Here is a 13,238-nt window from a genome sequence, read left to right on the forward strand (position 1 = left end):
CTCCCGTCTTTCCGGGATGTCCGCCTTTCCGGGACTCCCACCCTTCCGGGACGTCCGCCTTCGGGAACCGGAATCGGGAACCGAAAGGGGCGTCCGCTCGTCGATCAACCAGGGTGGGCCGCGTGCACAGCGGACGCGCGGGCGCCGTGTTCCGGTTGGGGCTCCGGCCGGACGGCAGGGGGGGGAAGAACGGGCATGCGCGCACTGCGGGTACTCCTGGTCGTCGTGGTGGTTCTCGGCGGGCTGTTCGTCGCCGTCGACCGGGCGGCGGTGTACTTCGCCGAGTCGGAGGTCGAGGGGCGGATCCGGGTCGAGGGCGCCTCGATCGGCTCCACGGACGTCTCCATCAAGGGTTTCCCGTTCCTGACCCAGCTCGCCGGTTCGCAGGTCGACGAGGTCGATGTCGAGCTCAGCGGCATCGAGACCGAGGCGGGCGGTCGCAGGCTCCGGATCAGCCGGATGAACGCCGCGCTGCACGAGATCAGGCTGACCAGCGGCTATACCGGCGCCACCGCGGCCCGCGCCGACGGCACCGCCGTCATCTCGTACGAGGACCTGACCAAGGCGGCGAGCGACGGGGTCGCCGTCGAGTACGGCGGCAACGGCAAGGTGAAGGTGACCGGGACCGTCGACGTCCTCGGGCAGCCGATCTCGCGCAGCGTGCTCTCCACCGTCACCCTGGTCGGCGGCCACACGCTCAAGGTGCACGCCGACAAGGTGCCGGGCGGGGGCATACCCGGGCTGGAGGGCCTGGTGCGCCGGAAGACCGACTTCCAACAGGAGGTCGGTGGCCTGCCCAGCGGGCTGAAGCTGCAGAAGATCCAGCCGACCGCCGAGGGCGTGGAGATCGCGGTGACGGGAACGGACGTAGAGCTCGCCGGCTGAGAGCCCTCTCGGAGAATCCCGGCCGGACAAGTCCCGGCCGTACAGTCCCGGCCGGTGAGTCCTGGTCGGAGAGTTCAGGCCGGTGAGTCCTGTCGGGCCGCTTCGCGGGGCTCACGGAGGCCGGGTCCGGCGTCCCGGCCCACCCTGCCGATCACATGTTGAGACGTTCGTGTCCGCTCCGCAGATGAGAGGCGTGCGCCGAGGCGACGCGAGCGGCGCGCGGGGCGCCGGGGCCCCCTCGTCATCCCATATCGCGGACGAAAGCATCTCAATATACGACACGACGGTGACACGGCCGTCCGCACGTCCCTACGATCGGTCCCATGCAGTGCTCCATTGGCGGTCTCCCTCAGCGGGGACGGGCGGATCTCACGAAGCGGCGGGCAGTGGACCTGTGCCGCGTCGCCGCCATGCTCTGTCGCACTGTCTGAGCGGGAGCCCTTCGGTACCCCGCGCCTTCCCGGCCCTTCGACCGGTTTCAGGGCCCCTGTCCCATCGCCTTTGCACGTGCGCCGCACCCTGCGCCGCCGTACATCCGCAGCACGCACCTCTCGCATCATCTCGCCGCAGACTGCCCCGGAGGAGAACAGAATGAGCCGCAGCGACGTCCTGGTAGACGCCGACTGGGTCGAGGCCCACCTCGATGACCCGAAGGTCGCTCTCGTCGAGGTCGACGAGGACACCTCGGCGTACGAGAAGAACCACATCCGGAACGCGATCCGGATCGACTGGACCAAGGACCTCCAGGACCCGGTACGCCGTGACTTCATCGACCGGGCCGGCTTCGAGAAGCTGCTGTCCGAGAAGGGCATCGGCAACGACACCACCGTCGTCCTCTACGGCGGCAACAACAACTGGTTCGCGTCCTACGCGTTCTGGTACTTCAAGCTCTACGGCCACCAGGACGTCCGGCTGCTCGACGGCGGCCGCAAGAAGTGGGAGCTCGACTCCCGCGACCTGGTCGACGGCGACCAGATCCCGTCCCGCCCGGCCACCGAGTACAAGGCCCAGCCGCAGGACGAGACGATCCGCGCCTACCGCGACGACGTCGTGAACGCGATCGGCAACCAGAACCTCGTCGACGTGCGTTCGCCCGACGAGTTCAGCGGCAAGCTGCTCGCCCCGGCGCACCTCCCGCAGGAGCAGTCCCAGCGCCCCGGCCACGTGCCGAGCGCCCGCAACATCCCGTGGTCCAAGAACGCCAACGACGACGGCACCTTCAAGTCGGATGAGGAGCTCAAGGCCCTCTACGAGGCGGAGCAGGTCGACCTGTCGAAGGACACCATCGCCTACTGCCGCATCGGCGAGCGTTCCGCGCTCACCTGGTTCGTGCTGCACGAGCTCCTCGGCCAGGAGAACGTCAAGAACTACGACGGTTCGTGGACCGAGTACGGCTCCCTCGTGGGTGTGCCGATCGAGCTCGGCGCCGCCAAGTAGTCGCGAGACTCCGCACGACCCGGAACAGCACCACCCCCGACGCAGAAGGACAGAAGACCATGTGTGGAGCAAAGGCCGGCGGCCCCGACGCCTCGACGATCAAGCCCGGTGAGACGACCATCCAGGGCAGCGTGACCCGTGACGGCGAGCCCGTCACCGGATACGTGCGCCTGCTGGACTCGACCGGCGAATTCACCGCGGAGGTTCCGACCTCGGCGACCGGGCAGTTCCGCTTCTACGCGGCCGAGGGCACGTGGACGGTGCGCGCCCTGGTTCCGGGTGGCAGCGCCGATCGCACGGTCGTGGCGAGCACCGGTGGCCTCTCCGAGGTCGCCATCGCCGTCTGAGACACGGACGGACGACGCACGCGGCCGGGGCCGACCCGGCGAAACGCACCGTACCGGCCGAACGGCCGTACGTACCGGCCGAAGGGCCGTACCCCAGGGGTTGGACGCTTCTGGCACGGGTACGGCCCTTCGAGCCGTTCGCGCGGGCGGGAATCGGGCCTACGCTGGAGGCATGTACGCCCGACGCCGTCGCGGCTATTTCCTGATGATGGGCGTGTGCATCGTCCTCTTCGTCTCGGCCTGGGCCTTTGTGAGGCTGTGGTCGATGCCCGCCGCGATAGCGATGTGCGTCGTGGCGATGGTCATCCCGCCCGTCGCGGCCATGGTCGCCAATCGACGGGGGCCGGAGGACCGCTGGTGGGACGATCCGTCCGGCGACCCGCAGTCGGACGAGTGGTGGGACGAACTCGACGGCAAGAAGCGGCACTGAGGCGCCGGAGGAGCCGGGCCGGACCGCGGTGGCGACCGTCGGGCAGGTGGCGGCCGTCGGTCAGGTGCGGTCGGTCCATCCGGTTCGGTGAGGCCGAGGGCCCCGGGCACACGTCAGTAGACGAGGGCCTGCACGTCGTCGGCCATGATCTCGCTGACGAACACCTGGGCTCCCGCGATCCGCACGCCCTCCAGGACGTCCTGCTCGGTGATGTCGCGGCGGGCCGCGCACTGCGTGCAGAGGGTGATCAGACCGGCCGCCCGGATCGAATCGATAAGGTCCGGCAGCGGCGCCGCGTGCGGCAGTTCGAACTCCGCGGCACGACCCGGCAGCGCGAACCACGAGGACTCCCCGGTCAGCCAGAGCGAGACCTCCACCCCGCTGGCGACGGCGACCGCTGCCACCGTGAACGCCTGCGAGCAGCGCTCGGGCGAGTCGGCACCGGCAGTCACCTTGATCACGAGCTTCTTCGACATGGCTCGAACTGTAATCGCCGGACGGGCCGGACGGGCCGGACCTCCGGGCCGCCGCCCGCCCACCGGCGGGGCACGCGCGGCGCGCACGCGTTCACTGCGGTCGCCGGTCGCCGGTCGCCGGTCGCCGGTCGCCCGGGACCCTCCGTCCGTCCCGGGCCGTCGCCGCCCGCCTCCGGCTGCCGCGGGCGGCCCCGCCGCACAATCCCCCCGCCGCACAAGCCCCGGACCGGCGCGCCGAGGGCCAACCCATTAGGCTGGAGCCCGGCGCCGTACCGCTGCCACACCGCTCGCTCCAAGGAGTTCTCGTGCTTGAGGCTTTCTTCTCCGCCCTGCTGGTCCTGGTCTGCGTCGGCGTTCTCGCCTTCGCCGGCTTGACCGTGAAGAAGCTGTACCAGGGCCAGCGCTGACCGCCACGGCATCTGCGAAATCCGCGAACCACCCGCCCCCTCCCTCACAGATCGACTGAGCCGCTCATGATCGAGATCCCGTCCGACCTCAATCCGGACCTCGTCCCGCTGGCCTTCCTCCTCGGCAACTGGGCGGGCGCGGGCGTCTCCGACTTCCCCGGCGCCGAGAAGTGCAACTTCGGCCAGGAGGTCTCCTTCCGTCACGACGGGCGGGACTTCCTGGAGTACACCTCGCACACCTGGGTGCTGGACTCCGAGGGCGCGAAGGTAAGGCCGCTGGAGTCCGAGACCGGCTACTGGCGCATCGACAAGGACCGCAAGGTCGAGGTCGTCATGGTTCGCGACCAGGGCGTCATCGAGATCTGGTACGGCGAGCTGGCCGATCAGAAGCCCCAGATCGACCTGGTGACCGACGCGGTGGCGCGGACCGCGGCGTCCGGCCCGTACAGCGGGGGCAAGCGGCTCTACGGCTACGTGAACAGCGACCTGATGTGGGTCGGCGAGAAGGCCACCCCCGAGGTGGAACTGCGCCCGTACATGTCGGCCCACCTGAAGAAGGTCGTCACCCCCGAAGAGGTCGAGGCGATGGCGAAGAGTCTCGGCGACCTGCCGGACGACGGCATCGCCTTCTTCAAGTAGCCCGCGTCCGACGTCGGCCCGCACCCGGTCATCGCGGCCCGCACCCCGGTCATCCGGCCCGGGGCATCCGGTCATGTGGTCAGGGGCATCCGGCCCGTCCGGCGGATCGTTCGTGCGGCCCGTCCGGCGGTCTTCCCGTTCGACGGAGGGCAAGTGGTCCGCCCGGACCTACACTGAGCGTGTGGTGAGCACCGACTGGAAGACCGATCTCCGGAAGCGCGGCTACCGGCTGACGCCGCAACGGCAGCTTGTCCTGGAGGCCGTCGACACACTCGAACACGCGACGCCCGACGACATCCTCTCCGAGGTGCGCAGGACGGCGTCCGGGGTGAACATCTCCACCGTCTACCGGACGCTGGAACTCCTGGAGGAGCTGGGGCTGGTCAGCCATGCCCACCTCGGGCACGGGGCGCCGACGTACCACCTGGCCGATCGCCACCACCACATCCACCTGGTCTGCCGTGACTGCACGAACGTCATCGAGGCCGATGTCGCCGTCGTCGCCGACTTCACCGCGAAGCTCCGCGACGATTTCGGGTTCGACACCGACATGAAGCACTTCGCGATCTTCGGCCGATGTGCCGACTGCACGGCGAAAGCCGCTTCCGGGAACGTGGGCCGGACGGAGTCCGACGGCACGGCACCGGAGGGCGGCGCGGCCGGTTCCACGGCGTAGAGGCGCGACGGACCGTCTCCGGGCGGACGGGCCACGCCCCGGCGCCCATGCTTCCGGCGCCCATGCTTCCGGCGCCCCGGAATCGCAGGCACCGGTCCGCCCTGTCCGCTCCCGGTCGAAGGCCATCCGACGGGCCCCGAGCCGCGTCGTACGCTGGTCGCATGAAGAGCCCCCTGCTGTCCCTGCCCGGCGCCGTCCCCGCCGAGGGCCGCGACGAAGGTGTCGCCGCGCACTACGGCGACCTGTTCCGCGAGCAGCGCGCCCTCGCCGACGGTTCCGGCCTCGTCGACCTCTCGCACCGCGCCGTCGTCACCGTCACCGGCGACGACCGGCTTGCCTGGCTGCACCTGCTGCTCACCCAGCACGTCAGCGAACTCGCCCCGGGGCAGGCCACCGAGGCGCTGATCCTCACCTCGCACGGGCACGTCGAGCACGCCCTCTACCTCGTCGACGACGGCAGGACCGTGTGGATGCACGCCGAGCCGGGCACGCAGGACGACCTGGTCGCCTACCTGGAGTCCATGAAGTTCTTCTACCGGGTCGAGGTCGCCGACCGCACGGAGGACTTCGCGGTGGTGCACCTGCCCGCCGGTTCCATCGCCGAGGCCCCGGAAGGGGTGACGGTACGGGAGACGGCGTACGGCCGGGACCTCTTCCTGCCCCGCGCCGACCTGGAGAAGTACGCGGCAGGGCACGGCCCCCTGGCCGGTGTCCTGGCGTACGAGGCGCTGCGCGTCGAGTCCCACCGCCCGCGCCTCGGTTTCGAGACCGACCACCGCACCATTCCGCACGAGGTGGGCTGGATCGGCACCGCCGTCCACCTCCAGAAGGGCTGCTACCGGGGGCAGGAGACCGTGGCGCGGGTGCAGAACCTGGGCAAGCCGCCGCGGCGACTGGTCTTCCTGCACCTCGACGGCAGCGAGGTCGTGCTGCCCGGACACGGCACCCCGGTACGGCTCGCCGCCGATGGTGCCGAGGGCCGGCAGCTCGGCTTCATCACGACGTCCGCCCGCCACCACGAGCTGGGGCCGATCGCGCTGGCCCTGGTGAAGCGGAACGTCGCGGTGGACGCGGAACTGCTCGCGGGCGACACGGCCGCCGCGCAGGAGACGATCGTGGAGCCGTAACACCCGGCCGCCATGGGCCGGGCCAAGCCCGTTTCCGGGGCGGGCGTCTCGTGCGCGCGGTCCGGGGCCGTTCCCGTTCCCGGGCCCCGGACCGGTCGGCGGCTCAGACCTCGACGATCACGGTGAACGGGCCGTGGTTCGTGAGCGAGACCCGCATCTCGGCCCCGAACCGGCCCGTCTCCACCCGGGCCCCGAGCGCCCGCAGTTGGGCCACCACCTCATCGACCAGCGGCTCGGCGACCGGGCCGGGCGCCGCCGCGTTCCAGGTGGGCCTGCGCCCCTTCCGGGCATCCCCGTAGAGGGTGAACTGCGAGATCACCAGAAGCGGTGCGTTCACGTCGGAGCAGGACTTCTCGCCCTCTAGAATGCGGACCGACCAGAGCTTCCGGGCGAGCTGGGCCGCCTTCTCCGGAGTGTCGTCGTGGGTGACTCCGACCAGCACACACAGCCCCTCGCCGACGATCTCGCCGACCACCTCGGGACCGCCCGTCGCGCTCGCTCCGTCGGCCACCGTCACGCTCGCGCCGTCCACCCGCTGTACCACTGCACGCATACAGACCAACCTAACCCGGCCAACCCGCCTTGGGCTGAACGGGTACAGAGCGGCCACACCGGCCCACCCAAGTGGCACCATGCTCGGAAGGCGGTGCGCCGACGCACCGGTCGAGGGGATGGACACAAGCATGAGCACCTATGGAACCGGACGGTCCCCCGGTGCCGTGCCGGTCACATGTACCGGCAGTGGCACCAGCGGCACCAGCGGCAACTCCAGCACCAGCACCATGCGCCCACCCGTTCAGCGAACCGGTCACGGAGGGGCCGACGGCCCGCACGCGGAGGCGCGGCCCGAACTCGCCGGTCTGCGACTGGAGGAGCTGCGTACACTGCGCCGCGACTCGCAGCGCGACGAGGCCGACCTCAGTTATGTGCGGCGACTGGTCCAGGGACGGATCGACATCCTGCGGGCCGAGCTGGCCCGGCGGCTGGACCCGGAGACACCGGTGGTGGACCGGCTCTCGGAGATCCTCGCCGACACCCCGTCCCGGCACCGTTCCTCCGCCCGGCACGTCACGCTCACCACACCGCGCAGCGACGAGTACCGGCGACTGGCGGCCGAGACGCTCGCCGAGGTCGAACTCTCCGACCTCGACGCCCGCACGGACGAAGAGCTGCGCACCGCGATGGGACGCCTGGTCGGCTATGAGCAGCAGGTCTCCCTGCGGCGTCACCAGTTGCAGCGCACCGCCGACGATTGCGGGGCCGAGATCGCCCGCAGGTACCGTGACGGTGAAGCACAAGTCGACGACCTGCTCGCCTGAAGCGATCCTTCCGGGGGCGGGTCCGCGTCCACTCCCGGAAGGCCACCATGACCCCCAGCGCCGCCGACGCCCCCTCCGCCACAGCGCCCGTCCACCCCGTACTCGCCGAGGTCGTACGGTCCGGCTTCGTGGAGGGCGGTCACCGCGGTTCCCTGGTCGTCCTGGCCGCCGACGGCAGTGTGGAGCGGATCCTGGGCGATCCGGCGGCTCCGGTCTTCCCGCGTTCCTCGAACAAGCCGATGCAGGCCGCGGCCGTGCTGCGGGCCGGACTCGACCTGTCCGGGGAGCGGCTGGCGCTGGCCGCCGCGAGCCACTCCGGCGAGGGCTTCCACCTCGACCTCGTCCGCACGATGCTCGCCGAGCACGGGCTGACGCCCGGCGATCTGCGGACCCCGCCCGATCTGCCGCTGGACCCGGTCGAGGCGGAGGCGTACCTCGCCGCCGGTCACGTCCGGGAGCGGATCACCATGAACTGCTCCGGCAAGCACGCGGCGATGCTCGCGGCCTGCGCGCCGAACGGCTGGGACCGGGATTCCTACCTCGCCCCGTCGCACCCGCTCCAGGAGCTGGTCCACCAGGTGGTGGAGGAGACGGCCGGCGAGCCGGTCGCGGCGGTCGGCACCGACGGCTGCGGGGCGCCGCTGATGGCGATCAGCCTGGTGGGTCTGGCGCGGGCCTTCCGGTCGTTCGTGCTGGCCGAGCCCGGAACGGCGGAGCGCCGGGTCGCGGACGCGATGCGGGCCCACCCCGAGTACGTGGCCGGGACGCGCCGCCCCGACACCTGGCTGATGCGGGAGGTGCCGGGCACGCTCTCCAAGATGGGCGCGGAGGCGGTGCAGGCGGTGGCGCTGCCGGACGGCCGGGCACTCGCCTTCAAGATCGACGACGGTGCCGGGCGGGCACTGGGTCCGGTGCTGGCCCGGTCGCTGCGACTGCTCGGCGTCGACACTCCGGTGGTCGACCGGATCGGCCGCGCGCCGCTGCTGGGCGGCGGGGACGAGGTCGGCGAGATCCGCGCGGCGTTCTGAGAGGTCGCACCGGCGGCGGCGTGCTTCCGGCACCGGTTCCGGAACCGGCGCCGGACCGGGAACCGGAACCGGGACCGGTGCCGGAGCGGGAGCTGGGACCGGTGCCGGATCGGGAGCCGGAGAGGGTGCCGGGAAGCACACCGTCGCCGCCGCCGGATCGGGTCGAAAACCCTGCGACATCTCGTGTGCGTACTCCTTAGCGTGGGGCGCATGCCCCTCGACCTTCGTACGCTCACCGCATCCGACTATCCCGACTGGCTGCGCGCCGTCAACACCGGCTTCCTGCGCCCCCCGACAGTGACGGAACAGGGGGTCGCCAACCGACTCCCGCACACCGACCTGACACGGACGCGCGGTGTGTTCGATGAGGGGCGCTGCGTCGCCACGTTCCGCTCGTTCGCACAGGAACTCACGACCGTCGGTGGGGCGAGCGTGCCGGCCGACGCGGTCACCAACGTCACCGTCTCGCCCACGCACCGGCGTCGTGGCCTGCTCAACCGGATGATCGCCGACGACCTGGCGGAGGCGAAGGAGCGCGGCGAGGTGGTCTCCACACTGATCGCCGCCGAGTATCCGATCTACGGGCGGTACGGGTTCGGACCTGCCGCGTGGACCACCGAGTGGGAGATCGACGTGCCGCGGGCGGGCCTCGACCCGCGTCGGTCGGGCCCCTCGGAATGGGGCGGGGGCCGGATCGACCTGGTGAGCGGTGCGGACGTGCGCAAACTGGGCCCGGCCATCCACGACTGGCTGCGCGCCCGGCAGCCCGGAGTGGTCAACCGCGACGCGCGCTGGTGGGAGGTGAACACCGGCGAGAACCGCCCCGACCCCGGTGCGTGGACGGAACCCTTCTACGCGATGTACACCGACGCGGACGGCGCGCCCACCGGGCTGATCGTGTACCGCGCCGACGAGCACTGGGGCGATGCCAAGCAACCGCTGAACCGTGCCACGGTGGTCGGCCACATCGCCATGACCCCGGCCGCGGAGCGTGCGCTCTGGCACTTCGTCTGCTCGATCGACTGGATCACCACGGTCCGCACCGGCCATCGCGCCCCCGACGACCTGCTGCCCCTCTTCCTCCCGGACCCGCGGGCGGCCCGCGTCGTGACCCAGGCGGACTGGCTGTGGGTACGTGTGCTGGACGTCGTGCGTGCCCTGGAGGCCCGCACCTACCCGGTGCCCGGCACGCTCGTCCTGGACATCCGCGACGACGCGGGCCTGGCCGGCGGCCGCTACCGTCTGGACGCCTCAGCGTCCGGCGCGAGCTGCGCACCCACCACGCGGAGCGCCGACATCGCCCTGGACGTACGGGAGGTGGGGACGCTCTACCTGGGTGACGAATCACCGGCCCGACTGGCCGCCCTGGGCCGGATCGAGGAGCTGACGCCGGGGGCGGTGGCTCTGGCGGAGGGAATGTTCCGGGCCACGCGGCGCGCCTGGTGCCCGGACATGTTCTGACGCCGGGATGTCCCGGCGGCCGGGACGTGAAGTCCGCTCGGGGCCGGAGCGTACGCTTCATGGTCATGAGCGGAGAGATTCCCGGTCCCGGGACCGGCCCCGGGACTCCGGCACGAGCGACGCGTACGGAAGACGCGACGCGTACGGAAGACGCGACACATGCGGTGCAGGCGGGGCATCCGGCGTGGGAAGGCCGTCCGGCGGCCGAGGGCCGTCCGGCACACGCGTCCGATGCGCCGATGAGCCTGCGCGAGCGGAAGAAGCAGCTGACGTACCAGGCGGTCTCCGACATCGCGATCGCGCTGTTCGTGGAGCGGGGCTTCGACAAGGTCTCGGTCGCGGAGATCGCGGCCGCCGCCGACATCTCGAAGCCGACGCTGTTCCGGTATTTCCCGACCAAGGAGGACTTGGCGCTGCACAGGTTCGCCGACCACGAGGACGAGTCGGCCCGGGTGGTCGCCGCCCGTGCCGACGACGAATCCCCGCTGGACGCGCTGCACCGCCACTTCCTCGACGGCCTGGCCCGGCGTGACCCGATTACCGGGCTGTGCGACGTGCCGGGGGTGCTGGCGTTCATGCGGATGCTGTACGGGACCCCGTCCCTGGCGGCTCGTATGGTCGCCTACCAGAACCGTTCCGAGTCGGCGCTCACCCGCGCGCTCGGCGGCCGGACGCGGGACAGACTGGCCGCGGGCCAGATCGTCGCCGTACTGCGCATCCTGGCCATCGAGAACTGGCGGCGGATCGACACGGGCGCGAGCGCCGACCAGGCGTACGAGGGTGCGGTCGAGGCCGCCGAGGTCGCCTTCGCGCAACTGCGGTCGGGGATCGCCGGATGAGCACCGCCGGATGAGCACCGCCGGATGAGCACCGGAGGATGAGCACCGGAGGATGCGAGCCGGAGGATGCGAGCCGGCGGATGCGAGCCGATGAATGCGAGCCGGCGGATGGTGACCGTCGGAGCAGCGGGGCCGAGGCCGGGGACGCGCTCGTCTCCGTGACGGTGCGGTGGTTCAGGCCCGGACGTCCGTGCCGTGCAGCACCGCTTCGGCGATCGCCCGTACCCGGTCGCGCGTGATGCCCGTGCGCTGCTCCATGGCGAGAGGGTGATCGGTGGGCTCCAGCTCGATGCGGGGCCGTCGGCCGATCGAGCGGGTGTGGACGTTCGTCCTGAGGTTGGTCGTGCGGGGCGAGTACAGCCCCAACTCGGTGCTCAGCCACCCGAAGTACGGCTGCTCCGACTCGCGGCCGGGAGTCTCCCAGACATCGAGGGCGCGGGTGAAGTTCGTCCGGCTGAGCGAGACCCATACGCCCCAGGAGAAGGGCTCGTCGCTGCCGAGGACGGGTATCTCGATCAGGCCCTTGACGAAGTAGTGCTCGTTCCTGACGACGCACTGGTCCGAGGAGAGCATGCTGTCGGAATCGCTCTCCAGGCCCGCGTCCCAGACGTCGGGCGCCATGGTCGAGTACCCCATCGGGAGTTCCGTGTGGTGTTCACCGCAGGAGGAGCAGGTGTAGCCGGGGTCGATAGCCATGGGCGGGATCCTAGTGCGGTGACCGGGAAGGTCTGCCGGGAAGTTCGTCGCCGCCGGTGCGGTGCGCCGCGGGGCGGAGCGTCGTCGGCGTACCGGACGTGCGCGGATGATGTGACGAGGCGGCGAGGCGGCGAGGTGCCGTGCGGTGCCGTGCGGTGCCGTACCCTGCCGGGCGTCGCGGGCCGGTGAATTCCCCCGGCCTCAGCACTGGTGCCGCGACGGGCGACGCCCGCCCCGTCGCCGACGTGCGCCCGGGACGGCCCTCAGACGGAGTGACCGAGAACGTCCTCGCGCACGGCCGCCCACTCCAGCGAGTGGCGGATGCCCTCGGCCAGCGAGTGGCGGGGCTCCCATCCCAGAACGCGCCGCGCCCGTTCGCTCCTGGTGTAGGCCCCCGCCACATCGCCCGGCCGAGCCGGTGCGTCGACAGCGGGCACGGGGGCGTCGACGACGCTGTTGAACACGTCGAGGAGCTCGCGCACGGTGGTGCCCGTGCCGGTGCCCACGTTGACGACGGCGGAGGAGGCCGCGCTCCCGGTCCCCGTTCCCGTTCCCGTTCCCGTTCCCGTTTCCGTTCCCGTTTCTGGGAGGAGGGTGTCGAAGGCGGCGAGGGCGGCCACGTGCGCGGTGGCCAGGTCCCAGACGTGGATGTAGTCGCGGATCCCGGACCCGTCGCGGGTGGGGTAGTCGGTCCCGGTGACCCGGAACGGCACCCCTTCCTCCCACGCCTGGATCATCTTGCCCAGCGCGTGACTCGGGCGCCGAAGCTGGAGCCCGGTGCGCATGCGCGGGTCCGCGCCGACCGGGTTGAAGTAGCGCAGGGAGAGCACGCGCAGCGGGCGGGCGGCAGCGATGTCGGCGAACATCGCCTCGCACACCGCCTTGGTGCGTGCGTACGGGCTCTGCGGCGCGATGGGGGAGTCCTCGTCGACCGTCAGGTCGGTGTCCGCGCCGTAGATGGAGGCGGAGGAGCTGAAGATCAGGCGGGTGCTGCCGTTGCGCAGCAGGTGTTCGGCGAATTCCAGGCTCTTCGCCACGTTCGCCCGGTAGTACCCGACCGGATCCGCCACCGAGTCCGGTACCACGATCAGGGCCGCGCAGTGCACGACGGCGTCGATGTCCGGGTGCTCGGCGAAGATCCGGTCGATGAGGGGACCGTCGGCGATGTCGCCCTCGTAGAACTCCCGTCCCGCCGCGAACTCGCGCCTTCCGGTGACCAGGCTGTCGAGGACGACCGGGGTGATGCCCGCGTCCGAGCAGGCGGACGCCACCGTGCTGCCGATGTATCCCGCGCCCCCGGCGATCAGAACCTTCATGCGCGTCTTCCTCTCCATGGCTTTCCGTGCCCCGTGCGGGCCGTCCCGCGGACCGTGTCGTCCACCGCCCGACGGCTCCCGGCCCGTGAATGTGACGAGGCCCGGGAGCATATCCAGCTCCCGGGCCTCTGCGTGCCACCCATTTGCGCACACCG

The 13,238-nt window shown here is 71.2% G+C and carries 16 protein-coding genes; 12 read left to right on the plus strand and 4 right to left on the minus strand.

What is annotated here, in order from left to right:
* Positions 1–195 precede the first annotated feature (195 nt).
* From ACF1CT_RS26605 to ACF1CT_RS26625, 5 genes are all read left to right on the plus strand, one after another.
* Positions 196–885, plus strand: a complete 690-nt coding sequence (locus tag ACF1CT_RS26605; RefSeq protein ID WP_391786484.1) for a DUF2993 domain-containing protein — start codon at positions 196–198, stop codon at positions 883–885.
* Positions 886–1,208: 323 nt separating this feature from the next.
* A complete protein-coding gene (locus ACF1CT_RS26610) occupies positions 1,209–1,316 on the plus strand; it encodes a putative leader peptide (RefSeq protein ID WP_350983699.1) in 108 nt (35 codons plus the stop codon).
* 160 nt (positions 1,317–1,476) lie between these two features.
* Positions 1,477–2,322: a sulfurtransferase gene (locus tag ACF1CT_RS26615; RefSeq protein WP_391786485.1), complete on the plus strand. Its 846-nt coding sequence runs from the start codon at positions 1,477–1,479 to the stop codon at positions 2,320–2,322.
* A 59-nt stretch (positions 2,323–2,381) separates the two neighbouring features.
* Positions 2,382–2,669 carry a DUF1416 domain-containing protein gene (locus ACF1CT_RS26620; protein ID WP_376246115.1) on the plus strand — a complete coding sequence of 96 codons (288 nt, stop codon included), beginning with the start codon at positions 2,382–2,384 and terminating at the stop codon, positions 2,667–2,669.
* Positions 2,670–2,841: 172 nt separating this feature from the next.
* The gene (locus ACF1CT_RS26625; RefSeq protein ID WP_376246118.1) at positions 2,842–3,099 is read left to right on the plus strand and encodes a DUF3099 domain-containing protein; all 258 of its coding nucleotides are present in this window, start codon (positions 2,842–2,844) and stop codon (positions 3,097–3,099) included.
* A 113-nt stretch (positions 3,100–3,212) separates the two neighbouring features.
* On the opposite strand, the gene ACF1CT_RS26630 is transcribed toward ACF1CT_RS26625, so the two are convergent.
* Positions 3,213–3,575 carry a DsrE family protein gene (locus ACF1CT_RS26630; RefSeq protein WP_391786486.1) on the minus strand — a complete coding sequence of 121 codons (363 nt, stop codon included), beginning with the start codon at positions 3,573–3,575 and terminating at the stop codon, positions 3,213–3,215.
* A 473-nt stretch (positions 3,576–4,048) separates the two neighbouring features.
* On the opposite strand from ACF1CT_RS26630, the gene ACF1CT_RS26635 reads away from it, so the two are divergent.
* The 3 genes from ACF1CT_RS26635 (at position 4,049) to ACF1CT_RS26645 (ending at position 6,424) form a co-directional block, all read left to right on the plus strand.
* The gene (locus ACF1CT_RS26635) at positions 4,049–4,621 is read left to right on the plus strand and encodes an FABP family protein (protein ID WP_391786487.1); all 573 of its coding nucleotides are present in this window, start codon (positions 4,049–4,051) and stop codon (positions 4,619–4,621) included.
* A 181-nt stretch (positions 4,622–4,802) separates the two neighbouring features.
* Complete coding sequence (locus ACF1CT_RS26640; protein ID WP_391786488.1) at positions 4,803–5,297, plus strand: Fur family transcriptional regulator; 495 nt, start codon at positions 4,803–4,805, stop codon at positions 5,295–5,297.
* Between the two features lie 161 nt (positions 5,298–5,458).
* Positions 5,459–6,424 carry a YgfZ/GcvT domain-containing protein gene (locus tag ACF1CT_RS26645; protein ID WP_391786489.1) on the plus strand — a complete coding sequence of 322 codons (966 nt, stop codon included), beginning with the start codon at positions 5,459–5,461 and terminating at the stop codon, positions 6,422–6,424.
* Between the two features lie 103 nt (positions 6,425–6,527).
* On the opposite strand, the gene dtd is transcribed toward ACF1CT_RS26645, so the two are convergent.
* Complete coding sequence (gene dtd / locus ACF1CT_RS26650; protein WP_391786490.1) at positions 6,528–6,977, minus strand: D-aminoacyl-tRNA deacylase; 450 nt, start codon at positions 6,975–6,977, stop codon at positions 6,528–6,530.
* 130 nt (positions 6,978–7,107) lie between these two features.
* Here dtd and ACF1CT_RS26655 point away from each other — a divergent pair, with 130 nt between their 5' ends.
* The 4 genes from ACF1CT_RS26655 to ACF1CT_RS26670 all read left to right on the plus strand — a co-directional run bounded on the left by ACF1CT_RS26655 (position 7,108) and on the right by ACF1CT_RS26670 (position 11,071).
* Positions 7,108–7,743, plus strand: a complete 636-nt coding sequence (locus ACF1CT_RS26655; protein WP_391786491.1) for an ABC transporter substrate-binding protein — start codon at positions 7,108–7,110, stop codon at positions 7,741–7,743.
* Between the two features lie 47 nt (positions 7,744–7,790).
* Complete coding sequence (locus tag ACF1CT_RS26660; RefSeq protein WP_391786492.1) at positions 7,791–8,771, plus strand: asparaginase; 981 nt, start codon at positions 7,791–7,793, stop codon at positions 8,769–8,771.
* Positions 8,772–8,981: 210 nt separating this feature from the next.
* Positions 8,982–10,232, plus strand: a complete 1,251-nt coding sequence (locus ACF1CT_RS26665; protein WP_391786493.1) for a GNAT family N-acetyltransferase — start codon at positions 8,982–8,984, stop codon at positions 10,230–10,232.
* 239 nt (positions 10,233–10,471) lie between these two features.
* On the plus strand, positions 10,472–11,071 hold the full coding sequence (locus ACF1CT_RS26670) for a TetR family transcriptional regulator (RefSeq protein ID WP_391786494.1): 600 nt from the start codon (positions 10,472–10,474) through the stop codon (positions 11,069–11,071).
* A 174-nt stretch (positions 11,072–11,245) separates the two neighbouring features.
* On the opposite strand, the gene ACF1CT_RS26675 is transcribed toward ACF1CT_RS26670, so the two are convergent.
* Both ACF1CT_RS26675 and galE read right to left on the minus strand, forming a co-directional pair.
* The gene (locus tag ACF1CT_RS26675; RefSeq protein ID WP_391786495.1) at positions 11,246–11,767 is read right to left on the minus strand and encodes a DUF2199 domain-containing protein; all 522 of its coding nucleotides are present in this window, start codon (positions 11,765–11,767) and stop codon (positions 11,246–11,248) included.
* Positions 11,768–12,030: 263 nt separating this feature from the next.
* Complete coding sequence (galE, locus tag ACF1CT_RS26680; RefSeq protein ID WP_391786496.1) at positions 12,031–13,083, minus strand: UDP-glucose 4-epimerase GalE; 1,053 nt, start codon at positions 13,081–13,083, stop codon at positions 12,031–12,033.
* Between the last annotated feature and the right edge of the window lie 155 nt (positions 13,084–13,238).

Origin of the sequence: Streptomyces sp. NPDC014734, from assembly GCF_043083325.1 — a bacterium.
Taxonomy (GTDB): domain Bacteria; phylum Actinomycetota; class Actinomycetes; order Streptomycetales; family Streptomycetaceae; genus Streptomyces.